The 25,014-nt window shown below is 35.5% G+C and carries 23 protein-coding genes; 13 read left to right on the top strand and 10 right to left on the bottom strand.

Translation table 11 applies throughout. The features are described 5' to 3' along the window. Positions 1–130: 130 nt before the first annotated feature. Positions 131–940: a formate dehydrogenase accessory sulfurtransferase FdhD gene (fdhD, locus tag AC5LXI_RS11110; protein ID WP_493442384.1), complete on the bottom strand. Its 810-nt coding sequence runs from the start codon at positions 938–940 to the stop codon at positions 131–133. A 180-nt stretch (positions 941–1,120) separates the two neighbouring features. Here fdhD and AC5LXI_RS11105 point away from each other — a divergent pair, with 180 nt between their 5' ends. Beyond that, entirely contained in the window at positions 1,121–1,651 is a 531-nt protein-coding gene (locus tag AC5LXI_RS11105) for a DedA family protein (protein WP_493442383.1), read from the top strand. Here AC5LXI_RS11105 and mscM read toward each other — a convergent pair. Beyond that, positions 1,648–4,269, bottom strand: coding sequence for a miniconductance mechanosensitive channel MscM (mscM, locus tag AC5LXI_RS11100; protein ID WP_493442382.1), 2,622 nt, complete (start codon positions 4,267–4,269; stop codon positions 1,648–1,650). The two genes, AC5LXI_RS11105 and mscM, sit on opposite strands and share 4 nt — an antisense overlap. 4 nt (positions 4,270–4,273) lie before the next feature. Continuing rightward, entirely contained in the window at positions 4,274–5,122 is an 849-nt protein-coding gene (gene asd, locus AC5LXI_RS11095) for an archaetidylserine decarboxylase (RefSeq protein WP_493442381.1), read from the bottom strand. 210 nt (positions 5,123–5,332) lie between these two features. Here asd and rhaB point away from each other — a divergent pair, with 210 nt between their 5' ends. The 6 genes from rhaB to rhaM all read left to right on the top strand — a co-directional run bounded on the left by rhaB (position 5,333) and on the right by rhaM (position 11,504). Next, positions 5,333–6,745 carry a rhamnulokinase gene (rhaB, locus tag AC5LXI_RS11090; RefSeq protein WP_493442380.1) on the top strand — a complete coding sequence of 471 codons (1,413 nt, stop codon included), beginning with the start codon at positions 5,333–5,335 and terminating at the stop codon, positions 6,743–6,745. A 28-nt stretch (positions 6,746–6,773) separates the two neighbouring features. After that, the gene (locus AC5LXI_RS11085; RefSeq protein ID WP_493442379.1) at positions 6,774–8,027 is read left to right on the top strand and encodes an L-rhamnose isomerase; all 1,254 of its coding nucleotides are present in this window, start codon (positions 6,774–6,776) and stop codon (positions 8,025–8,027) included. Positions 8,028–8,037: 10 nt separating this feature from the next. Next, complete coding sequence (rhaD, locus tag AC5LXI_RS11080) at positions 8,038–8,862, top strand: rhamnulose-1-phosphate aldolase (RefSeq protein ID WP_493442378.1); 825 nt, start codon at positions 8,038–8,040, stop codon at positions 8,860–8,862. Positions 8,863–8,917: 55 nt separating this feature from the next. Then, entirely contained in the window at positions 8,918–9,952 is a 1,035-nt protein-coding gene (gene rhaT / locus AC5LXI_RS11075; RefSeq protein ID WP_493442377.1) for an L-rhamnose/proton symporter RhaT, read from the top strand. Positions 9,953–9,968: 16 nt separating this feature from the next. After that, a complete protein-coding gene (fucO, locus tag AC5LXI_RS11070) occupies positions 9,969–11,123 on the top strand; it encodes a lactaldehyde reductase (protein ID WP_493442376.1) in 1,155 nt (384 codons plus the stop codon). Between the two features lie 66 nt (positions 11,124–11,189). Beyond that, entirely contained in the window at positions 11,190–11,504 is a 315-nt protein-coding gene (gene rhaM / locus AC5LXI_RS11065; RefSeq protein ID WP_493442375.1) for an L-rhamnose mutarotase, read from the top strand. 71 nt (positions 11,505–11,575) lie between these two features. Here the strand turns inward: rhaM and AC5LXI_RS11060 are convergent, their stop codons facing one another. Beyond that, complete coding sequence (locus AC5LXI_RS11060) at positions 11,576–12,421, bottom strand: helix-turn-helix domain-containing protein (protein WP_493442374.1); 846 nt, start codon at positions 12,419–12,421, stop codon at positions 11,576–11,578. 17 nt (positions 12,422–12,438) lie between these two features. Further along, the gene (gene rhaS / locus AC5LXI_RS11055) at positions 12,439–13,257 is read right to left on the bottom strand and encodes an HTH-type transcriptional activator RhaS (protein ID WP_493442373.1); all 819 of its coding nucleotides are present in this window, start codon (positions 13,255–13,257) and stop codon (positions 12,439–12,441) included. A 92-nt stretch (positions 13,258–13,349) separates the two neighbouring features. On the opposite strand from rhaS, the gene AC5LXI_RS11050 reads away from it, so the two are divergent. Both AC5LXI_RS11050 and AC5LXI_RS11045 read left to right on the top strand, forming a co-directional pair. Next, entirely contained in the window at positions 13,350–13,595 is a 246-nt protein-coding gene (locus AC5LXI_RS11050; RefSeq protein WP_493442372.1) for a hypothetical protein, read from the top strand. A gap of 304 nt (positions 13,596–13,899) precedes the next feature. After that, positions 13,900–15,357 carry a hypothetical protein gene (locus tag AC5LXI_RS11045; RefSeq protein WP_493442371.1) on the top strand — a complete coding sequence of 486 codons (1,458 nt, stop codon included), beginning with the start codon at positions 13,900–13,902 and terminating at the stop codon, positions 15,355–15,357. A 223-nt stretch (positions 15,358–15,580) separates the two neighbouring features. Here the strand turns inward: AC5LXI_RS11045 and AC5LXI_RS11040 are convergent, their stop codons facing one another. Together AC5LXI_RS11040 and AC5LXI_RS11035 are read right to left on the bottom strand one after the other, a co-directional pair. After that, complete coding sequence (locus AC5LXI_RS11040; RefSeq protein ID WP_493442370.1) at positions 15,581–15,751, bottom strand: hypothetical protein; 171 nt, start codon at positions 15,749–15,751, stop codon at positions 15,581–15,583. A 247-nt stretch (positions 15,752–15,998) separates the two neighbouring features. Further along, a complete protein-coding gene (locus AC5LXI_RS11035) occupies positions 15,999–16,805 on the bottom strand; it encodes a helix-turn-helix domain-containing protein (RefSeq protein ID WP_493442369.1) in 807 nt (268 codons plus the stop codon). Between the two features lie 243 nt (positions 16,806–17,048). On the opposite strand from AC5LXI_RS11035, the gene AC5LXI_RS11030 reads away from it, so the two are divergent. Genes AC5LXI_RS11030 through AC5LXI_RS11020 form a run of 3 tightly spaced genes read left to right on the top strand, consistent with a single transcriptional unit; the run spans position 17,049 to position 21,213 of the window. Next, positions 17,049–18,617 carry an alpha-L-rhamnosidase-related protein gene (locus AC5LXI_RS11030; protein WP_493442368.1) on the top strand — a complete coding sequence of 523 codons (1,569 nt, stop codon included), beginning with the start codon at positions 17,049–17,051 and terminating at the stop codon, positions 18,615–18,617. Positions 18,618–18,643: 26 nt separating this feature from the next. Then, positions 18,644–19,999 (top strand): MFS transporter, encoded by a 1,356-nt coding sequence (locus AC5LXI_RS11025; protein ID WP_493442367.1) that lies wholly within the window; start codon positions 18,644–18,646, stop codon positions 19,997–19,999. A gap of 32 nt (positions 20,000–20,031) precedes the next feature. Further along, positions 20,032–21,213, top strand: a complete 1,182-nt coding sequence (locus AC5LXI_RS11020; protein WP_493442366.1) for a carbohydrate porin — start codon at positions 20,032–20,034, stop codon at positions 21,211–21,213. A gap of 82 nt (positions 21,214–21,295) precedes the next feature. Here the strand turns inward: AC5LXI_RS11020 and AC5LXI_RS11015 are convergent, their stop codons facing one another. Further along, entirely contained in the window at positions 21,296–22,663 is a 1,368-nt protein-coding gene (locus AC5LXI_RS11015) for a sodium:proton antiporter (RefSeq protein WP_493442365.1), read from the bottom strand. A gap of 240 nt (positions 22,664–22,903) precedes the next feature. Here AC5LXI_RS11015 and rlmF point away from each other — a divergent pair, with 240 nt between their 5' ends. Beyond that, complete coding sequence (rlmF, locus tag AC5LXI_RS11010; RefSeq protein ID WP_493442364.1) at positions 22,904–23,866, top strand: 23S rRNA (adenine(1618)-N(6))-methyltransferase RlmF; 963 nt, start codon at positions 22,904–22,906, stop codon at positions 23,864–23,866. A gap of 456 nt (positions 23,867–24,322) precedes the next feature. Here the strand turns inward: rlmF and AC5LXI_RS11005 are convergent, their stop codons facing one another. Continuing rightward, entirely contained in the window at positions 24,323–24,610 is a 288-nt protein-coding gene (locus AC5LXI_RS11005) for a helix-turn-helix domain-containing protein (RefSeq protein WP_493442363.1), read from the bottom strand. Further along, positions 24,603–24,923, bottom strand: coding sequence for a type II toxin-antitoxin system RelE/ParE family toxin (locus AC5LXI_RS11000; RefSeq protein ID WP_493442362.1), 321 nt, complete (start codon positions 24,921–24,923; stop codon positions 24,603–24,605). Before AC5LXI_RS11000 ends, AC5LXI_RS11005 begins: the two co-directional genes overlap by 8 nt. Positions 24,924–25,014 lie beyond the last annotated feature (91 nt).

Raw genomic sequence — 25,014 nt, 5'->3', positions numbered from 1 at the left:
GATCTTCGACCAATAAAGAAAGACGTATGATGGGATATCTTAAGATAAAATAGTTAATATATTGTTTTTATTATAATAATCAATAGATTATTTCAACCATTTTTTGACTAATTTAACTAAAAATTGCATATTATTCGATAATACGTTCACTATGAGAATAAATAATCCCTTGAGCTCCTCTAAAAAAGCCGACTAATGTTAATTGACTTTGTTTAGCTTGTTCAATCGCCATTGAAGTTGCCGCTGAGACAGCAAAGAGGAACTCTACACCACAACGAGCCGTTTTTTGCACCATTTCGTAACTTGCTCGACTTGAAACCAGAATAATACCTTTTGTATTCTGATTATTTTTTTGTTGTAATTCCGTGCGATAACCTAATAATTTATCTAAAGCGACATGCCTACCTACATCTTCAAATCCTGCAATAAAATTACCGTTTAAATCTAACCATACTGCAGCATGAGTACAACCAGTTTGACTACCTACGGTCTGAACTTTAGTTAAATCATTAAGAGATTGATGAAAATCAGATAGATGAATTTTATCACATAATGGAAGAGGAGGAATAAACTGACAAACTTGCTCTATTTGTTCGCTACCACAAATTCCACAGCCGGTTCGACCAGTCAAATATCGACGGTTTTGCTTTAATTGCATAAAACGTCGTGAAGAGAGATCAATATGGACTTCAATACCTTGTTCGGTATCAATAATATCAATACCATAAATTTCATCAATAGATTCGATAATATTTTCAGTTAATGAAAAACCAATAGCGAAATAATTAAGATCCTTAGGTGTTGCCATCATGACAACGTGAGAAATACCGTTATAAATTAATGCAACCGGCCTTTCAATTGCGACAGTGTCTTCTTGTAATGGTTGTAATTGACCATGTTTAAATTTATTCATATTAATTTTTTCAATGCCTATTGTCATGGTTTATCTCATAATTAATAGCCGAGCAAATTTTAATTATAATAACTGAGGTTAAAATTAATAAAAAGGCTAACATGCCAGCTTTTTGTTAGTTTATACCTATAATTAGGCATGTTAGAACTATCTAGCATTTGTTGTGTTAGAATGGGGCATTCTAAAAAGATAACAGCAAGCTAATTTATGTCATTAAATGAAATCACGCATACTATTATGCAATTTATTGAACATCATCAAGTGTGGGCATTGCCAATTATTTTTTTATTAGCATTTGGCGAATCATTGGCGATCATCTCATTATTGGTTCCTGCAACCGCAATTATATTGGCGGCTGGGGCATTGGTGGGAACAGGAGTGATCTCGTTTATTCCAGTTTTGATTGCCGCATCGATAGGTGCAATTATCGGTGATTTTCTCTCATATTGGTTAGGTAAACATTATCACCAACAGGTAATCTCTTCGTGGCCTTTAAATAAATATCCTAAAATGATATTTCGTGCAGAACAATTCTTCCAGCGATATGGTACTTTTGGTGTGTTTATTGGTCGATTCTTTGGGCCTTTGCGAGCTGTCGTTCCATTAATCGCTGGTACAATGCATATGCCAGCAACAAAATTCAATATAGCCAATGTTGCTTCGGCACCAATCTGGGCATTTGTTTTATTGGCACCCGGTGCATATGGAGTGCCATGGTTAGAAACCTTATTCGGTTAAATAGTACCAATGGTATAACTACGACGCCCACTTTTACGGCCAAGTGCTTCTAAATTGGTTTGTAATGGTGGGAATGGCAATGTTAAATCATGTTGACGATAAGCTTCAAGAATCAATTTATGTATTGAACTGCGTAGTTTCATACGATGTCCCATTTCGGCAGCAAATACCCTCAGTTCAAATAGTTGAATACCTTCTTGAATATCAACTAAATAGACTTGTGGTTCTGGATCACTAAGAACGAACTCACATTCCTGTGACACCTGTTGTAATAGTTTCATCACCAGCTCACTATCAGCATCAATTGTTGCAGGTATAGTTAGCACAATACGGGTAATTGAGTCTGATAAAGACCAGTTGACCAATTGTTCAGTAATAAACGCTTTATTCGGCATGACAATTTCTTTTCGATCCCAATCAACAATTGTTATTGCTCGCGTATTAATTTTGGTAATGTTACCTGTTAAGTCACGAATAGTTACGGTATCGCCAATTCTAACTGGTTTTTCAAATAAGATGATTAATCCTGAAATAAAGTTAGCAAAAATCTCCTGCAAACCAAATCCCAAACCAACACCTAATGCCGCGATTAACCATTGAATTTTAGACCAATCTATCCCAATAAATGAAAAAGCAATCATACAACCTATCATCAAAATAATGTATTTTGATACCGTTGAAATGGCATACCCTGTACCGGGTGCTAAATCCAAATGTTGTAAAATGCCTAACTCAAGTAGCGCGGGCAAGTTTTTTACCAACTGCACAGTAATGGTCATAACCAAAATAGCAATACATACTGCGCCTAATGTAATATGTTGCTCAATTTCATTACCATTAATGATAGTGCTTGTCCCCCAAAGCCTAATATTGTTCATAAAGGCAAAAGCCGAATGGAGTTCAGACCAAAGTAAAATCATACTAATTAATGCAATTAGCATAATAATCGATCTGACTAACTGCAATGATTGTGCACTAATTGCATCTAAATCGATAATAGGCTCATCAACATTATCATTGATTGAGTTCAGATCTTCTTCAATCCCTTTAGCGCGTTGCATACGTTCTAATCGGCGTTGTTTGGTTCGTTCAAATTCAATTCGACGTTTTTGTATCCACATCCAACGGCGAATCATAAAATAAACCACGAGTAAGCCAAACCATATAATAACCGAAGCCTCTAATCTTCCTAATAGCACTTCTGCTGTCGATAAATAACCTAAACAAGCGGCAATAATCGCTAGCCATGGCGCACTTAATAGTACAAACCATAAAATATGACTTAATAAATTATCGCCCGATCCCTTTTTATCAATGTAAAGCGGAACACCAGCACGATGAATAGAATTAGTCATAAATACCAATGCAAAACAGAGAATAATAAATGCCGTTCTGCCGATACTGGCTGCAAATTGACGATTATTAAACTGATCAAAGCTCATCACTACCATCACTAGAGGGATTACCACCCAAACAGATAATTGATAATATTTCATGGCTTGACGAACATTTTGCTTTGACCAGCCAAAATGAGTAATAAACAATCCGTTTTGTGAAGCAAAATGTGCAGTGATAATAAATACCCATAAAATAGGTGCAGCTGCATTGACACCATAGCCTAAAGCAACGGCTACAGGATAATCCCAATTAATTTGCAGCGCATATCCTAACGCTGCCCATAAAATAGGGACGGGTAACGCCATAATTAATGAGAAAATAATCACTTTCAAGGTGAGTGAATAACTATCTTGGGTGACTTTACCGACACGAGTCGCTGATTTATTCAAGAAGGCGTTATATTTTCCGCGCATTTTGAAATGCACAAAGACAAACAATAATGATAGTACTAGGAAAAACAGTGGCTTTGGTGCACTGAGGACTTCAACGCCAGCATTATAAAGTTGCGACAGCGTATCAATTGAGACCGTGACATAAACGACATCCTTGGCTAAATCTAATGGGAAACTTAGTGAAATCGGATTGACATCTGCCACCCAAAAAAAGTAACGGTGCGCGGCATCATTAACTTCATCAATCGCATTGGTTAATTGCTTATTAGATATTTTTAATTTAGTCAGCTCCAAAATGGTGGTATCAGTGCCAGAAATCAATGTTTTTAGTAGCTCACTTTGCTCTCTTAATAAACGTCGATATTGGCTCGCCGATTTCAGATTATTGAAATTACCTGATAATACCGGATAATTATCTATTCCTGCTAAGGTATTTGAGTAATTTAGTTGTTGAACTTTAGCTTCGGCAATTTCTGCATCAAGTGGTTGTGATTTAGGTTTTTCAGGTAAGCGTAATAACTGTTGACGAAGGGTTTCACCTAAGGCAGTTGAAAAACTCAACCACTCGCCTTGCTCAGCAAGGGTAGCGAGTGTATTTTGAACATGTGAAATTTGAGTATTAATATTGTTTTGTTCATTAATGATACTGGTTAAATGAGATTTTTGATATTCCATATTGAGACGAAGATCTTCATTTTTCACATTAAGCTTAGTAATAACTTCTGAAAGCTGCTCTTCGTTATCAATATTGAGTATGGATTCTTCAGCAAAAGCAAAACAAGAAAAAAGAAGAAGTAATATTCCACCCAAAAAACCGCGTATCAACATAAAGTTAGATCCTTTCAGCTAGTTTTTGACCTACTCGAGTAACGTCACCAAGTTTAAGGTTACTATCAAATTCAACCGTATTTGAAGCAAACAACGTAATAACAGTTGATCCTAATTTGAAGCAACCCATATCTTCACCCTTGGTTAATTTAATCTCACCAGCATAAGTCCAACGCTTCATCACACCATCACGGGGAGGAGTAATAACACCTTCCCATTTTAATTCAATACTACCAACAATCGTTGCCCCAACCATAATTTGCACCATTGGACCAAATTCCGTTTCAAATAAACAAATTACCCGTTCATTTCGAGCGAAAATATTAGGAATACTTTCAGTTGTTGCTTTATTAACTGAAAATAATGAACCTGGTACATAAATCATTTCACGCAAAATACCATCGCAAGGCATATGAAAACGATGGTAGTTTTTCGGAGATAAATAGGTGGTCGCAAAAGATCCATTTCTAAAAAACTTAATCATATCTGGATGACAAGCAAGCAGTGCTTCTAATGAGTAAAAATGTCCTTTAGCTTGTAAAAGTAGATTATCTTGAATATTACCAAATTGACTAATCACACCATCTGCTGGCATTACGATACTATTTGCAACGTTATCAATTGGACGAGCATCGTCTTTTAGCTCACGAGCAAAAAAGTCATTGAATGTCTTATACTCTTTTGCGTTGGTTAATTTAGCTTCGCCTAAATCAATTTTATACAGTTTACAAAAGCCAATAATCATCCATGTTGTGACTCTGCCTAAACGTTTATTCGCCAACCAACCAAATAGGGTAGTTAATAGTTGTTTTGGAAGAAGATATTGAATAATTGCTTTTAACTGATTTAACATAGAGAACTCTCAATTGATTTTCTAAATTAGACATTATATCAACATTTATTCTGAAAGTATAAACACTCCAACCTTATTCACATTTTGTGGACAAGATCACAAGCATTTTAAAAATTTTGCCAAACTTACTTAACATTGGCAGGCAATTAAAAGTGTAAATCAAAATTGTTAACTAGACTATCTTCATTAGCAAAAGTGAGGATATTTATAATGGCAGATAGATATATTGCTGCAATCGATTTAGGTGCATCAAGTGGCCGAGTCATGTTGTCGAATTATCAATCTCAAACGGCAAAAATAACATTGACTGAGATACATCGGTTTAGCAATGGATTCAAAAATAGTAATAAAAACTATTGTTGGGATTTGGACTACTTAGAACAAGAAATCTTAACAGGATTAAACAAAATTAGCCAACAAGGTATCAAGCTCGACAGTATTGGTATTGATACTTGGGGCGTTGATTATGTGTTGCTTGATGAGCAAGGTCAAATCGTCGGTCCTACTTACTCTTATCGTGATCATCGTACTGACGATATAATGTCTAAAGTACAAAATGACATTGGCCTAGAGAATATTTATCAAAAAACTGGCATCCAATTTTTAACTTTCAATACACTTTATCAACTCAAAGCCATGATGCTTGAATCACCCGAATGGTTATCACAAGTAACCGATTTTGTTATGATTCCTGATTATTTAATTTACCGCTTAACAGGTGTATTAAATCGTGAATACACCAACGCAACCACCACTCAACTGGTCAATGTTATTACTCAAAATTGGGATAAAGATCTACTTGATTATCTCGGTATACCGCGTAAATGGTTTGGTGATATCACAATGCCCGGAAACCGAGTTGGCTATTGGCAAAGTGCCAAGGGCGATCGTATTCCAGTAATTGCAATTGCCAGCCATGATACCGCTAGTGCAGTTATTGCTGCCCCATTAATGAATGAGCACAGTGCTTATTTATGTTCAGGTACATGGTCATTGATGGGATTGGAAGCGAAACAGCCACTGACTGGCAAACAGGCATTAAAAGCCAATATTACTAATGAAGGCGGAGTAGAGGGTAATTATCGAGTATTAAAAAACATAATGGGATTATGGTTATTCCAACGTGTTTGTGCCGAAAATAACATCAAAGATATTACCAATTTAATCGCATCAGCAAAACAAGAACAACCTTCTGCTTTTCTTATCAATCCTAATGACTCAAGGTTTTTAAATCCAGATGTCATGACAGAAACCATCAAACAGGTCTGTTTAGAAAACAGTGGTCAGGTTCCTAAAAACCTCGCTCAATTAGTCAGGTGTATTTTTGACAGTCTAGCTTACTTATATCGAGACGTATTACAAGAATTATCGACACTCATTGGCAAACCAATCAACACATTACATATTGTCGGCGGTGGTTGTCAAAATGCTTTTTTAAACCAGTTATGTGCTGACTTATGTAATGTCAATGTTACCGCCGGACCGATTGAATCATCAGCATTAGGCAATGTGGGTTATCAGTTAATTTCCTTAGGTGAAATTGTGGATGTTTACGCATTGAGAAAGCTAATTTCACAGAATTTTGACACCAAATATTATCAACCAAATCAAATAAATAATTGAAATTTTTATATTTATCAAGGAGTATTTTATGAGCGCAATTGAAAATGCCTATCAAATCGCGAAAGCAAGATTTGCTGAAATTGGGGTAGATACCGATGCTGCAATAGTCGCAATGGCAAAATTACCGATTTCAGTACACTGCTGGCAAGGGGATGATGTTGCCGGTTTTGAAAAGCAAGAAGGCGAACTAACTGGTGGTATTCAGGCAACCGGTAATTATCCTGGTAAAGCTCGAACTGCCAATGAATTAAGAGAGGATTTAGATAAAGCCTTTAGTCTTATTCCCGGTCCAAAACGATTAAACCTGCATGCTTCATATTTAGAATCTGACCAAAAAGTTGATCGTAATGAAGTTAAACCTGAACACTTTGCCAATTGGGTTAAATGGGCTAAAAAACACCAAATTGGTTTAGATTTTAATCCAACTTATTTTTCACATCCTTTAAGCAATGAGGGAACATTAACCCATAATAATTTGGAAATTCGGCAATTTTGGATAGATCACGGTAAAGCGTGTCGTAAAGTATCAGAATATTTTGGTAAAGAATTAGGAACGCCATCGGTCATGAATATTTGGTTACCGGATGGCATGAAAGATATTACTGTCGACAAATTTAGACCAAGACAACATTTAGTTGAGTCATTGGATCAAATTATTCACGAAAAAATCGATCCTAAATATCACATTGATGCGGTTGAAAGTAAATTATTTGGCATCGGTCTGGAATCTTATACCGCAGGTTCAAATGAATTCTATCTTGCCTATGCGACATCACGTAAAACGGCATTATGTCTAGATGCTGGGCATTTCCATCCAACGGAAGTAATTTCTGACAAAATTTCTGCCGTTATGCCATTTGTTCAGCATTTATTACTCCATGTCAGTCGCCCGGTACGTTGGGATAGTGATCACGTAGTGCTCTTTGATGATGAAACACAAAATATTGCCAGTGAAATCGTTCGAAACAAACTATTTGACCGTGTACATATTGGTCTAGACTTTTTTGATGCTTCTATTAACCGTATTGCTGCATGGGTAATTGGTACTCGCAACATGAAAAAATGTCTATTAAAAGCATTGTTAGAACCAACCGAGAAATTAAAAAAATATGAACATGATCGTGACTTTACCTCACGACTAGCATTATTAGAAGAACAAAAATCATTACCTTGGCAAGCTGTTTGGGATCAGTATTGTTTATCGAATGAAGTCCCAGTTGGTAGTCGATGGTTAGATGAAGTTCGTCAATATGAAACAACAGTCTTAACTAAACGATCATAAGGAACACAAAATGCAACAGATTCTTTCTTCTTGGTTTGTAAAAGGGATGATTAAAGCCACTTACGACATGTGGTTAAAAGGATGGGATGAACGTAATGGGGGTAATGTTAGCTTAAGATTACTAGAAAGTGATGTAATCTCTTTTCAAAGTGATTTTTATGAAAAACCGCGTCATATATCGTTGACGCAAGATGTTACAAAACTCGCCAACCAGTATTTTATCGTTACTGGATCAGGCAAGTTTTTTCGCAATGTCATTTTAGATCCTCTTGACACGTTAGCCATTGTTAAAATCGACGAACAAGGCAAAGGTTATTATATCATGTGGGGATTGATAAATGGCGGATTACCAACTTCCGAACTTGCTGCACATTTACAATCCCATATTGTGAGAATAGAACAAAGCCAAGGGAAAGACCGCGTCATTATGCACTGTCATGCAACGAATTTAATTGCGTTAACTTATGTCTTAGAACTCGATACCGCGGTAATAACCAGATGGTTATGGGAGATGAGTACCGAGTGTTTAGTTGTCTTCCCAGACGGTGTCGGTGTTGTACCTTGGATGGTACCAGGGAAAGACGAAATCGGTTATGCCACTGCAAAACAGATGGCAAAACATAGTTTAGTGTTATGGGCTTTTCATGGCGTTTTTGGAACAGGTTCAACCTTAGATGAAGCTTTTGGTTTAATTGATACAGCTGAAAAATCAGCAGAAGTTTTAGTGAAAGTCTTATCAATGGGTGGAAAGCGTCAAACCATCACTACTGAAGAGTTTAGATTATTAGCCGAGCGTTTTGGTGTTACTCCAATGGAGGATGCACTAAAAATTTAAAAGCTGTTAATAAAAAATATATCAAATTATATTTTAAAAATATAAGGATAAATATATGGGGAGTTCAATCATTTTAGGCATATTTTGGCACTTTGTTGGTGCTGCTTCTGCCGCTTGCTTTTATGCACCATTTAAAAAAGTAAAAAATTGGTCATGGGAAACTATGTGGTCAATTGCCGGGCTGTTTTCATGGATCATATTACCCTGGTCAATTAGTTACTTCTTATTACCCGATTTTGGTGCTTATTACGCTTCGTTTAGTTCAGACATCTTAATTCCGGTCTTTTTATTTGGTGCAATGTGGGGAGTTGGTAACATTGGTTATGGCCTTACAATGCGTTATTTAGGGATGTCGATGGGAATTGGTATTGCAATCGGAATAACCTTAATCGTCGGTACCCTCATGACACCAATATTACAAGGTAAATTTGGTGAATTATTAGCCTCGACTGGCGGAAAAATGACATTATTAGGCGTAGTCGTTGCACTTATTGGTGTTGCTATCGTAACTTACGCCGGTTTATTAAAAGAAAAAACACTAGGTGTACAAGTTGAAGATTTTAATTTAAAGAAAGGTCTTTTGCTTGCCATCATGTGTGGCATCTTCTCAGCTGGTATGTCTTTTGCCATGAGTGCTGCAGTACCCATGCACGAAAAAGCGGCTGCACTAGGTGTTGACCATCTATATGTGGCACTTCCAAGTTATGTCATTATTATGGGAGGAGGAGCAATTATTAATCTCGGTTTTTGTATTAGTCGACTCTGTGCTAAAAAAGACCTATCATTCAAAAAAGATATCTCAGTTGCCAAATCTCTACTAATTAGCAATGTCCTCTTTGCTATCTTAGGCGGTGCAATGTGGTATTTCCAATTTTTCTTCTATGCTTGGGGCCATGCAAATATTCCAACTGAATATGGCTTTATGAGTTGGATGCTGCATATGAGTTTTTATGTACTTTGTGGTGGGATTGTTGGTTTAGCACTAAAAGAGTGGTTTGGAACGGGCAAAAAAACAGTACGTGTGCTTTGTATTGGATGCCTAGTGATCATTGTTGCTGCTAACATTGTTGGTTTAGGAATGACTAATTAATTAAAAGGAAAACATCATGACTTATAGAATGATTCTAAATGAAACATCTTACTTTGGCGCCGGTTCAATCAGTCAAATCGTAGATGAAATAAAAAAACGTGGTTTTAAAAAAGCGTTAGTGGTTACTGATAAAGATCTAATCAAGTTCAAAGTCGCCACCAAAGTGACACAGTTACTAGATAATAATGGCTTTGCCTATCAAATATTTGATGAAGTTATGCCAAATCCAACTATCGGTATTGTACAAAAAGGGGTGGAAATATTCAAACAATCTGGTGCTGACTACCTAATTGCGATTGGTGGAGGCTCACCTCAAGATACCGCAAAAGCTATCGGTATTATTATTAACAATCCAGAATTTGCTGATGTACGTAGCCTTGAAGGCGTTGCGCCAACTAAAAAACCAGCGGTACCAACAATAGCAATTCCGACCACAGCAGGTACTGCTGCCGAAGTGACGATTAACTACGTAATCACAGATGAGGAGAAAAAGCGTAAATTCGTTTGTGTTGACCCACATGATATCCCTGCCGTTGCGATTATTGATTCAGACATGATGATCAGCATGCCGGCAAGTTTAAAAGCTGCAACGGGCGTTGATGCTTTAACTCACGCGATAGAAGGTTATATAACCAAAGGCGCTTGGGAACTATCTGATATGTTTCATCTTAAAGCAATTGAAGTTATCTCTCGCTCATTGCGTGACTCGGTAAAAGGGGGGGCAAAAGGTTGTGAAGATATGGCATTAGGGCAATATATTGCTGGCATGGGCTTCTCAAATGTGGGATTAGGATTAGTTCATGGAATGGCACATCCACTTGGTGCTTTTTATGGCACACCTCATGGTGTGGCTAATGCCGTCCTTTTACCTCATATAATGGCTTACAATGCTGAATTTACTGGTGATAAATATCGCGATATCGCTAAAGCAATGGGAGTAGCTGCGACGGAAAACATGACTATCGAACAAGCAAGAAAAGCTGCCGTTGATGCTGTTAAACAACTTAATGCTGATGTTGGTATTCCACCCACATTAAAAGAGATTGGAGTAAAATTGGAAGATATTCCTGCGCTAGCTCAAGCTGCTTTTAACGATGTTTGTACTGGAGGTAATCCGCGTAACACTAACGTAAAAGAAATTGAGCAACTATATCACTCTATTTACCAATAAAAATCGCACAATGAAACGTAATAGGTTAATTACAAATTAGCCTATTACATAGAAAGAGGAATCATTATGATAAGAAAAGCAAGTATTATGAAGGTACACCCTGACAAACATGCTGAATATAAAAAACGGCACGTCGAAATCTTCCCTGATCTAGTAAAAGAACTCAAAGCTCATGGTGCTCACAATTATTCAATATTTTTAGACAGCAAAAGAAATTTACTTTTTGCTTATGTTGAAATTGAATCTGAAGAGCGCTGGGACGCTGTAGCTAAAACAGCTGCTTGTCAAAAATGGTGGGCATTTATGCAAGACATCATGCCAAGCAATCCTGATAACAGTCCGATTAGTGAACCCCTAAGTGAAGTCTTTTATTTAGCATAAAATATTACTCTCTTTTTTTTACATAAAAGAGAGTAAATTGAATATACCGATCGTTTAAATACCCATAATTATTACTTCTTATTGTTAAATTTAGCGCGATATTCGGAGGGAGTTTGATCAGTTAGCTTTTTAAATACTGATGAAAAATAGTTACTATCATCATAACCACATTCTGCTGCAATCATACTAATCGAATAATTAGTCGTTCGAAGTAAAGACATCGCATCACACAAGCGTCTTTTTTGTAAATAGCCAGTAATAGTCATCCCTGTTTGGCTTTTAAATAAGCGACTAAGTGAACGGCTTGCAATTTGATTTTCTTTGCAAAACACATCAACATTAAATGGCGTTGCTATACTGTTATGAAGTGCAGTAAACAATAAATCCAACTGATGAGTAGCGTTGGGTAGAGCTACCTTTGGTGCTTGCTTAATCCGATCTAATAAAATAACCAACTGCAAAAAAAGAGCCTCCGATAAATGCACGGAAGCTAAATTATTTTTCTTAGACTCAATGGCTAATTGTTCAATTAGTGGTGATAGAAGTTTAAGATATGATGGTTGAATACGCCAAGAACGTTCATTATGTTTTGCCGTCACTTTAGGTAAATAAGACTCAATAGTGGATGATAAAAAAAGTGACTCTCTTAAATATAAAATATTATCCAATTTAAGCTCATTAACAGACTCATATCCATGCACGTCATTGGGATTAATATATAAAATATCGCCACTGGTAATCGGATAAACATAATCGTTCCAATGATGCAGACCATTACCTGAGCATACAATCACAATTTCATTAAAATCGTGATCATGCAAAGGGAAGGGTTGTTGATGATCACGTTTTTCGACAGTAACAGTATTGATCTGTGAAATAAAATAATCTTGTTTATATAAACGCAAACATCTTTCCATAAGCTGTTCCTGACTGACTAATGATAACGTTTATCTGGATTATTACGTAATGTTTGTGGCGAAAACGTAAATTCTTGTTTAAAACTGGTAGAAAAATAAGCACTATCATTAAAACCACACTCTTGTGCGATGGTGGTAATGGATTTATTGCTATAAATTAACTGTGTGTAAGCATAAGCTAAGCGTAACTTTATTAGATATTTTTGAGGTGTAATACCAATTTCATTTTTCATATGACGATGAAAAGAGCGTAATGACAATGAAAACTGGGTGGTTAACTGTTGCCAATCAATTTGCTCTTTAAAATTGATTTGTAACCAGCTTAGCAGTTGCTTAACGCGATTATCACATGAACCAGAGCCATGATTAACATAAAGATTATTTTTAAAAATCAACAGTAACTGCAAAAATAGACACTCTTGAATTGCATTGGATTGATTTTGTGTCAATTGCTTAATAATCGATTGAATATTTTCATCAGATTTTTTATCAAAAAAGTAGTGTGACTGAGTTAGATCAGGATTTGGAATTAACTGATTTATCCCATTAATAAAATGAAATTTATCAGGATCTCTAAACAAAATGTTGGTTAAATGCAAATCATCAACGCTTTCGTACAAATGACAGTCGGAAGCCTTAATATAAAACATCATACCTGGATACAAATCAAACAGGCATCCATTTAAAATGTGTTTACCATATCCGCTGGTGACAATAACGATCTCATTAAAGTTATGAGTATGTTCTGGGTAGACAGGTTGTGGTGCTCGAGGCTCAACGGTGATATTTTGATCGCTAGACGAAAAAAAATCTTTATCAAGTAACATTTCAATCATTTTGAACCTCATTTCTTTTTAAAACTTACCACCACATTCTAAAAAGTAAATCAAAATCTTACCTTTAATATTTGGACAGCTAACATAATATTTTGGCTATAAATTATAGCTATGCAAGACTTTTTATTAAAAATGTGCGAAGCTTCACATTTTTAAAAACAACCAAAAAACTCTCTGTTGACCAGCAAAATGCACTTTCTGCCGGACTTATCATTGCTGAACAAAATATGTTTTGTTGGAATAGTTTAGAAAGTGATACTAAATTCTCAGATAAAAGAGAACAAAAATATCGCTTGGGTACTACTTGGGGATTTATTCTGCTCAAACTACTATTGTGAAAATATCTGCATTTGATGCATTATTTAGGGGGATAGTTACACACTAAAGTCTGATATTTTCGGTTGTGACTAAGTTATGTTAAATCAATAAATATTTATAGCGTAAATCAGTTTCTGCCCAGCCTAGGATAATTAGAACTATAGCTTACCTATAAACCATCTACCTTGAATACAATCAAATTATCAATATAACATCAAGCTATTTTGTATATTTTTAAAGCTAAGATAAAAAACAGTCTTTTATATTCTTATCTTATTTTGCTATGATTTAATTTAATATTAATAATTTTAAAAATTATTGACAATGAAACATCTTATACAACGGATCATATTACTCACTTTCTACCTGGTATTCATTGACTTTGTACAAGCAAGTCAAGAAAGTATTTGTCACACCGACTCTCCTTATTATGATTTGTTGGTTGAAAAGGACGGCATATATCTGCAAGAAACAGTGAAAGCTAAGAACAAAATTAGTTACATATCTCAATCAAAAGTACGCTTAACGGACATTACAGATAAGAGTGCTCGGATTATTTCTGATGATGGTAACAAGATACTTGTATTATTTAATGCAAAATACTATTTTATACCTAAACCCTTATATAGAAGAGACATCAGCAAATATGAAATTACCCCATTATTTAATGAAAATGAGGTTAGCAAAATTGTTTCTAACAAATTCTTTCTAATTTCTGACCATTGGTATTATGTCTCTTATACGTTTAAGGGGGAATCCGATAAACACAAAATACCTGAGCTCAAAGGAAATTTAGAAATCATTGCTGTTTCTGATAGTTACAAATATTTAAATGATAATGTAGTTTTATTAAAAGATAATAATGCTGTGTATGTCTACGATATAAGTAAGAATAAACTTGAAAAAATTCCTCATCTCACACCTTCACAAACATATCTTTTTCAGACACATCATTCTTATCCAAAAATTTACTACTTGTATGACGATGATACATTTTATCTGATTGATATAGACTTTAAATACACAGACATTACCGAAGAGTTCAATCTGCAAGGTAAGTATAATGGGTTTACTAAAGCAGAGATGCATACTAATTGGTCAGGTGATTCTATGGATACAAAGAATGGGCTGATATGGATTAAAATATTTAATTCTTTTAAACCAGTTAAAGCGACCTATCTGAATGCGTACAAAGATTTATATGTGTATCATGACAAAGTATTTAATGACAATGATTATCTTAATTGGTTTGCACACCAAGAAGCTGATCCTTCTGATCCGAGCTATAGAGATGGATCAATTGATATATCAAATGTCAAAAATCCTGGTGAATTACACGCAATTTCATCAGGTTCAGTGTTCTTTGACAATCAACAATACTATAGTCTTGAAGAAAATTCACGAAGACTAGAAAAAAAGGAGTCTTCTGTCTATCTCAAACTACTTACTACAAAAGATGATATTGAAATCAGAAAGAAGCGAATTTTTATTGACGGGCAACAACTCAATACCGATAAATTTCAAGATGCTCCGATTTTTCTGGGATCAATTGTCGATATTATAAGTCCATGTGTGGAAATTATACTTCCAGCTTGCGGCTACGAATACCGTTCAAAACAGGATTATTATTACTTTTTTACAGATGGTAAAAAAGTTTATACTTATATCAATCCTGGAGAAAATCAAAAACCAAAAGTGCTGGATAACGTTTCTCCTCGAAATCTCAAGGTAAACGATTTCGGCACGTTAATAGAACTACGAAATATCGTTATTAAACCCTAATGCAGCATTCAACTAAATTTGGAAATAGTTTTAAGTTATTGTTAATAATATGTGTTTAAATTCAGAAGGCGAAATAACGCTAAGACGGTAATAATCATTTTTTGTATTAGAGAGGTTCAATATAAGCAATAACGACAGCTATGGATTGCCTCACCTATCATAATTAATCGAAGTAAATAACTACATAGCTTAATAATGACACAAATTATTTTTTCATTGACATTCACAAGTAGCAATTGACCAAATCGCAATCATATTTATTATGATTGCGATAACGGGTAATTCTACCTGCCGATAAACTGACTGCAATATCAATGCCTAATGCCTCACGATTAAAGTCATCAATAACATTAAAGGTTCTAAATCGGCGGTGGTTTTGAGAACTATCACTCATAAAATCCATTGACCAAAATTCTCCCAGACGACTTGGAACTGATAATGGTTGTGGATAACGTTGGGGCAATCGTTTATTTCGTTTAGAGCGAATGTTGAGTTTTAACTGACAATAAACCTGATAAACCCGTTTATGATTTCACGTATATCCCAGTTTCCTGATTCGATGAAAACACTTAGGAAATCCCCAACGTAGCTAGAAATATTTAAGTGTTAAGCAAAATTCAACGACCTCCTTATTTAAACAACTAATTAACTTTTCGCTCTTCTGTTGGTGTGATGCCAAAAGTCTTTTTATAAAGAGTAGTAAAATGAGTACTGTTTACAAAACCACACAGTAATGAAATTTCTGTAATAGTCATATCACTTTCTCTAATCTTCAATCGTGCTGACATTAACCTTAATCGTTTAATGTAATTTTCAGGGGTTAATCCAGTCGCTTGTTTAATATGCCTAAACATTGTCCGGGTTGTTAAATGAAACCTTTGCGCTATATTGTTCCAATCATATCCATCAAAACAATTTTCTTGAAGATGATTAAGCAAAAGGTGGAGTTTGAAACGAGTGTTATTTTTTTGTGATTGTTGCTTGTATTGTTTAATGATAATAAGTAATTTAAAAAACAGATACTCACGGTGCTCAATTGAGTTATTTAAATTAAATAATTGATTAATAACCATATTACATTCCTTACGGATGACAGGGGCTAACCAAATATAAGAACCTAAATCACAGGCTGAAATCGGTTTTAGTAACTCTTCCATATTTTTTAAAAAAGTAAAATGTCGGTTAGGGTTAATCAGAATATTAGTTAACTTTAATGTGCCAAGGTCATCATAAAAATGATAATCATGGCCTCTAACTAAAAACACATCACCTTGTTGAATAAATAACGGCTTACCATTAATAACATGTAAGCCATGGCCATGTTCAACAATCACTAATTCATCAAATTCGTGATTATGTTCACTACTGTTACTCTCAGGATTGCTTTTATACAGCGCTAATTTATCTAATTTATGATTAAAATAAGTATCAATTTTCAACGTATTCATAATTATCGATCCTTACAACGGCAATTGATTAACATCTTGCATCAAATAAAAGATTTTTTATCTAATCTATAAACACAATAAAGTAATTAAGCATGAGATAAAAAATAATATTCTCAGAAATGTGAACTCGCTCGGTCTAAGCTTTTTAATATTGCCATTTATAGATGCAATCTGGCAGTATTTTGGTAGCTAGCCTCTGTTTTGCCTAGCTATACTTCTAGACGTTTTTTAAAGGAGAAGAATATGGCACAATCAATTCAAAACAACGCTAATGCAATTATGATAAAAAATAATGCATTCATTCTAAAAGCTGAGCAATTACAACCAGTAATCTATCAAAACAAGATTACCCCCAAAAATATCATCTCTCTCATTAATGATCCGAGCGCTATTCATAACTGCTCATCACAAGTTGTTAGTGATGTAGAGCATTATTTGCATCAAAGTTTTCATTCTGGCGATAGTTTTATCATTGATTTTGGCCAGCACAATGTTGGGTATCTCTCTTTCTTATGCGAATCTATCGGTAGCCCACCCGATGCGCCAGCACATATAAAATTAACTTTTGGTGAAACACTCTGCGAAATGGCAGAGCGATTTGATCAATACCAAGGCTGGCTTAGTAAAAGCTGGTTGCAACAGCATGACGAATATATTGATGTTTTACCCGCTAAAATTAACTTAACTCGACGCTACTGTTTTCGCTATTTAAAAATCGACATTGTCTCGCTTTCGCCTAAATATCGGATCTTATTTAAAGAGATAACCTTTAACACAGTTAGTTCGGCACCGGAAAACTGTCTAACTTATCACTCACAAGATCCGCAATTAGCTAAGATAGATCAGGTATCCATACATACACTACGAAATTGCATGCAAGACGTCTTTGAAGATGGTCCAAAAAGAGATCGAAGATTATGGTTAGGCGACCTGCGTTTACAAGCCCTCGTTAACAACGTTACGTTTCAACACTACGATTTAGTTCGTCGCTGCTTATATCTCTTTGCAAGCCATCGTCGTGAAGATGGCATGGTCTCAGCTAATATATTTGTAAAACCCAATATCATTGCTGATGATACTTTCTTATTTGATTACTCGCTCTTTTTTGTCGATGTACTTTATGATTACTTTAATCAAACAAATGATGTGCAAACTGTTAAAGATCTTTGGCCTATCGCATTACAGCAAATTGCAATAAATCTAAACCGCTGTGATTCACAAGGATTAGTGACTGATAGTGATGATTGGTGGTCATTTATTGATTGGCACGAAAAACTCAACAAACAAGGTGCTTCGCAAGGTGTTTTAATCTACTGTTTAGACAAAGCCTGTCAACTTTCACACCATTTTCAACCCGACATAACCGAACAATTGAGCCAAAAATTAGCTTTGGTTAAACGAGCAGCATATACATTATGGGATGAGAAAACCGGTTTTTATGTCAGTGGTAAACAAAAACAAATTAGTTATGCCACCCAAATCTGGATGATTTTGGCGGATATTGGCGATTTAGCCCATCAACAAAAATTATTATCCCAATTAATAACCACGCCACCAGAAATAGGTATGAACACCCCTTATTTACGTCATCACTATATCTTAGCGCTATTCAAAGTAGGCATGAAACAACAAGCCATCGATGAGATTAAAGCATATTGGGGAAAAATGGTTGAATTTGGTGCCGACACGTTTTGGGAATTGTTTGATCCAAACAACCTTAATTACTCACCGTATGGCAGCAAAATCATCAATAGTTACTGTCATGCATGGAGTTGCACTCCCGCTTGGTTTATTCGACAAAATAAACTTTAACTGCAAAAGTAATAAGGAATAAAGAAATGGTCAATTCATTATTTTCGCTCTGGCGACAACGTATAGGTTATGGAATTGCCGACTTATCTTGTAACTTAGTCTGGCAATTAATTTCATTGTATCTGATGTATTTTTATACGGATGTAATGGGGCTTCCTGCCTACTATGTAGGCATCATGTTTTTAGTCACTCGTCTGGTTGACGGTGTTGCTGATGTATTAATGGGTTTAGTTATCGATAATACCTCAACACGTTGGGGGCGCTGTCGCCCATGGTTATTAATCGGGGCAATTCCATTTGGCATATTATGTATTTTAGTCTTCTATGTCCCTGATTTTGGCACAACAGGTAAATTAATCTATGCCTTTATCACCTATCTATGTCTCTCATTTATCTATACCATCGTCAACATTCCTTTCAGTGCCATGTTGCCATTTTTAACCTCAGATTCATTAGAACGAACAACCTTATCATCAGTAAGAATTTTGTTAGGCTCCTTAGGATCAACTATTGTCGCTGTTGCAACATTGCCTTTAGTTGCGACCTTAGGTAACGGTGACCAAACGCATGGCTTTTTATTTACCGCTATTATTTTTGGGATTATTGCTACTTTCTTTTTAATTGTAAGTTTTAAAAATGTTGAAGAGAAAATAACTATACAACAAGAGCGAATGACTTTAGCTCGAGCATGGAAAGGGTTAAAAGACAATACGCCGTGGAAAATCTTCGCAGCCAATATCTTTTTAATGTGGGGTGCATTTTTTTTACAAACTGGATCATTGGTCTATTTTTTTAACTATTACGTTGAAAGTGAAAACATTACCGCCATTATTGCGGGAATATCAACTTTCGTCCCCTTAATTGGTACACTAACCGTTCCATTGTTAGCCAATTATATGAAAAAACGTCATGTTTACCTTTTCTCAAGCACTATCAACCTAATTGGTATGGGAATAATGATGTTATCGGGCGTTAACCATACTTGCCTTATCATCGGGGCAGTTATCTTATCTTTAGGCGCTGGTCAACGTATGGCTATCTACTTTTCCATGCAGGCCGATCCTGTTGATTATGGGGTGTGGAAGACCGGTATCAATACTGCTGGGATCCTAACTTCAATCAATGGCTTTTTAGGTAAAGTAGCAATGGCAGGTGCGGGGGCGATTACTGGTTTTTTACTCTCATCCGGTGGTTATGTTGCTAATGCGGTTCAAGTTCCGAGTGCGCTTTTTGCAATTAAACTCTGCTATTTATATCTACCGGCTATTCTAATTATCGCATCGATGTTTTGGATCGCTAAGTTCTACAAACTTGATGATAGTTACGCTTCAATTCGAGCGGAGCTTGATGCCAGAAGCCAAAATTCTAGTGATGACAAATAAGCTGACTAACTCTACTTTAAAAGGAAATAACAATGAAATTAAAAATAATTGCCGGGGTCTGCTGTTTCTATTCTTTATTAGCATCAGCATCAATTGAATGGCAGACCGATCAAGGTACACTTAAATTTTATGGTGATGTGGAATTTAATATAGATGCTGCAAGCAAAAAAAAGCAGTTAACCTCACTTAGGACATCGGCAAATAAAGATTTTGATGCTAGCGATACAGAACAGTGGGATATCAATGGCCGCATTTTATTCGGCATGGATGGAAAAAGAGAATTAGAAAATCAAAACTATGCTGGATTCTCGGTACAACCACTAGCTGATTTGAGCGGTAAAGTTAATTTAGATGATGCTAGTTTTTATTTTGGCAGAAAAGATGATTGGCGTTTAAGAATCGGCCGTTATGAAGCTTATGACATGTTCCCACTTGGGCAAGATACCTTTATCGAATACTCCGGTAACACCGCAAACGATCTCTATAGCGATGGCTTTGGTTACATTTATATGCTAAAAGAGGGTAGAGGGCGTAGTAGTAACGGCGGTGCCATCGAATTAACTAAAGAATTAGGTGCGGTGAATTTACAAGTTAATGCAATGGTAAAAGATGGAACATCCTTATTTGCTAATAACCGGTATCATGGTTATAAATTGCATAAAGATAAAAACGTCGTTTACCTACGTCCAATCATTTCCTACCGAACTAATGATCTCTCTGTAGCCATCGCCATGGAACGCAATGTAGTTAATAATGCTTATGGCTATCATGATAAAAATGATAAATGGCATGATCAGTCTAAACGCCATGGCTATGGCCTTACTATGAGCTGGAATAGTGAAGGAGACTTCGATAAATCATTCGATGGGTTACTTCTCAATAGCAGCATTTCGTATTTAGATGCCGAACAAGAAAGAGATTTTACAGCAGGTATAAACGGTATTTGGCAAAGGCTTGGTCTTGGTTACATTTATGCTGCCAATGATATTAAAGCCTTCAATACCAATTACCAAGGCGATGGTGAAATTTATGCTAAAGGTAAATATAAATTACATACTATTAATGCTTCATACTTAATTCCGAATGTGATGGATATGGATAACTTTAATATCTACTTAGGTACGTATTTATCTAGACTGGAACGTGATGATAAACAAGGCGGTGGTAATGATAATCGTTATGGGGTAAGGGTTCGCTTTAAATATTTCTTCTAATTAATACTAATTAAATTAAAATTCCATCCCAAGTAAAAATTGAGCTCACTTTACTTGGGGGAATGCAAAAAGGCGTCACGCATTAAAAGAGCACAAAAAACACCAAATTATCAATAATAAAAACCGGGATCAAAATGGCAATTGACCATTTCATATAACCGAAAAAGCTTGGCATAGTGATTTTATGTTGGCAAGCGATGGTTTTCACCATAAAGTTAGGTGCATTACCAATATAACTTAGAGCGCCCATAAATACCGAGCCCATTGAAATGGCCAGTAACGTGTTTTCGAAGGTAGTCATTAAGCTGGCGGCATTACCGGATGCTAAATTAAAAAAGACTAGATAAGTTGGTGCATTATCTAAAAATCCGGATAATAATCCAGATAACCAAAAATACATGCTATTTATTGGTGTACCGTTTTCACTCGTCACCATCGAAACGACTGAAGCAAAAGCACCCTGATCACCTGCACGTAAAATCGCTAACACTGGCACAATAGTAATAAAAATGCCGATAAATAATTTAGCCACCTCTTTTATCGGATCCCAATTAAATTCGTTACCAGCTCGGACTTGTTTCGGCGTTATCACAATAGAAATAAGCGTAATTACAATAAAAAGAGCATCACGAATAAGATTTTGTAATGCTATTTGTGAACCTAACAGCGTAAAATATAGCGACGAATGCCATACGCCAGACAACAGCACACTAGCAATAATAGCGACTAATAACACAAGATTTTTTAGACCATATAGCTTAACGGGTTCCGCGCTAATTGTGTTATTAATGACACCATACTGCTTAACATAATAGTACCTATCGATAAAATAATAGATGATTAGCAGTAAACCTGATGTCAGCACAACTGGCAATAACATATGCTTAACAGTCCAGAAAAAATCAACGCCTTTTAAAAAACCAATAAATAACGGAGGATCCCCTAAAGGTGTTAATCCGCCACCAATATTGGCAACTAAAAAGATAAAGAAGATCACGGTATGCACTGCATATTGTCGCTGGCGATTAGCTCGAAGTAATGGTCGAATCATCAACATCGCAGCGCCAGTCGTTCCCATAATAGAGGCAAGAACGACTCCGACCGCTAATAAAATAACATTTGATTTTGGGGTACTGATCTTATCACTCTTAATAAGAATGCCACCAGAAACCGTAAACAGGGTCAAAAGTAGCAATATAAAAGGAATATACTCCTCAATAATGGCATGTACCGTTAACTCGATCGTGGTGGATAATCCAAAAGAGAATAATGCAGAGCCTAAAAATATAAACGTCCAAATAGCAACGATTTTGCCATAATGATAATGCCATAATCGGGCTAAAAACAGTGGGCATAACGCGATTGATAATAAAATTCCTACAAACGGAATTGCCCAATACAATGATAACGCTTGTCCATTAAACTCGCTGGCATATGAATTAAAAGACATTAGCATTAAACTAAAAATCGGTAATATCGAAAATGGTTTTAGATATTTCATTACGGTATTGTATAAATAGAAAGGAATAAATTATAACAAATCCAAAATTAATTTTGTATGATTCACCTACCGATAACGGTTATAAAAAAGTTGAGGAACGGGGTTTTTGGAGTATAAAACCACTCGATTTTTTCACAAATTTGCTGAAAAACGCTATAATAGCCAGCAATTCATTATCTTGGATCATTCATGCAATCAATCAAAAAAACCGTTTTACATCCCCGCAATAAACATATTAATGGTTATCCATTTGATTTACTTATCAAAACATTACCCGAGCTAGCAAAATTTGTTAAACCTAATCAATTTGGTCGGGTGACGATTGATTTTGCTGATCCTATTGCGATTAAAACCCTCAACAAAGCACTCTTATTGCACTATTATCAACTCTCGTATTGGGATATTCCTGACAATTATCTCTGCCCGCCAATTCCGGGACGCGCAGATTATATTCACTATTTGGCAGATCTCTTGGCGCAAGATAATCAAAATCAGACGCCTATCGGTAAGCGAGTTCGCATATTAGATATTGGTGTTGGCGCGAATATTATTTATCCGATTATTGGTTGTGCCGAGTATGGTTGGTCTTTTGTGGGGAGTGATATTAATCCTACATCCATCAAAGTTGCTTCGTTAATAGCCAAATCCAATGATCTATTAAAAAATACCCTACAATGTCGCTTACAACTTAACAGCGAAGCTATTTTTGAAAATATCATTCAGCCCAACGAGTTTTATCTAGCTAGCGTATGCAATCCACCTTTCCATCGATCTGAACAAGAAGCCCATGCTACGGCTTACACCAAACTACAAAAGCTAGGTAAAGTGAACTCTACTAAGGATAAAGTTATCCTTAATTTTGGTGGACAACATGCTGAACTTTGGTGCAAAGGGGGCGAAAGTGCATTTATTGATCGGATGATAACAGAGAGTATCAAATATAAAGAGCAATGCCTATGGTTTTCCTCATTAGTATCAAAAAAAGAATCGCTGAGTAATATAAAAAAACAACTGAAAAATGTAGCCGTAACTGAATACAAAATTGTCTCAATGGCACAAGGTCAAAAATTGAGTCGTTTTGTCGCATGGACGTTTTTCGATCCAAAAGATCGAGAAATGCAGATTCAAAGAGTTGAGCAAGGCACTTTTTGAAGTCCAAAAAATTAGTGAGAAGTAGTTTTTTTAAAAATCAAAATCCATCATCGCTAACCCTTTTTTTAGCCTAAAATAAAATCAATAAAAATCATGATATTAAAAATCATCTTAAAAAAGGGTTTTTAAAATCAAAAATGCCCTTTGCCTTTTAGCAAACAATGTTTATAGTATGTTTTGTTCTGTTTAATGCCGTGTAGGCAGTTTAGAAAAAAATGAAAACCTTAAATTAACCAGAGTTGATGTTTAATGCCGTGTAGGCAGTTTAGAAACAATCAACTGGAGCATCCGGCAATCCATGACGGTTTAATGCCGTGTAGGCAGTTTAGAAAAAAAGGTTGAGACTATCAGTGATGAAATACGTGTTTAATGCCGTGTAGGTAGTTTAGAAATATAGTTAAAATAGTAAATAAAAATAGAAAAAGTGGGTGAACAGCCCACTTTATTTTGAAATTACTACATTAATCTGATTTCAAATTTTGCATTACACGCATGTAAATATTTGGAAATTGTTTTTATATTTGAATTTAGCGGTGTTCTCTCAATTCTATTTATATTGGACGGAGCAACGCCTAAACGATGGGCTAGCTCTGTTTGAGTGAGTTTTGCTTTCTCCCTCGCTGATAGTAACACCTCGCGAAGCTGCCACTCTTCCTCAGCTCTGTCATACGCATCCCTCGCAACTGGGTCAGCCAGTGCGAGTTCTTTCAATTCTTCGAATGTTGTACTGTGTTTTTTATTCATTTTCTAACATCTCCCTTAATCTTTTTCGTGCTATTGTCAATGAGTTAACAGGTGTCTTTTCCGTTTTTTTAATAAACGCATGTAAAATAAAAATTGTTCTCGATTTTTGGTATACATAAATAGTTCTAGCTATGTTATTGCGCTCAGATGATCGCAATTCAAATAATCCATTTTTTAGCGAGCGACTGTCTGGCATTTTTAGTTGACCAAAATTTCTGAGTTTTTCAATCAACTTAATTGTTTGACCTTTAAGCTCTGATGGCAACTCCAAAATCTCGGCTTTTGCGGCATCATGCATTTTTATCGTAAACATTTAATCAGTCCCTTTTATTATTTTTTATAATTGTATCAAATTTAATAAAAACGTCAACAATATCCTTTATCAAAAACGATAAAAATATCAA

The organism is Gilliamella sp. LMG 34361 (assembly GCF_984569075.1).
This window is presented reverse-complemented; position numbering and strand designations above follow the sequence as displayed.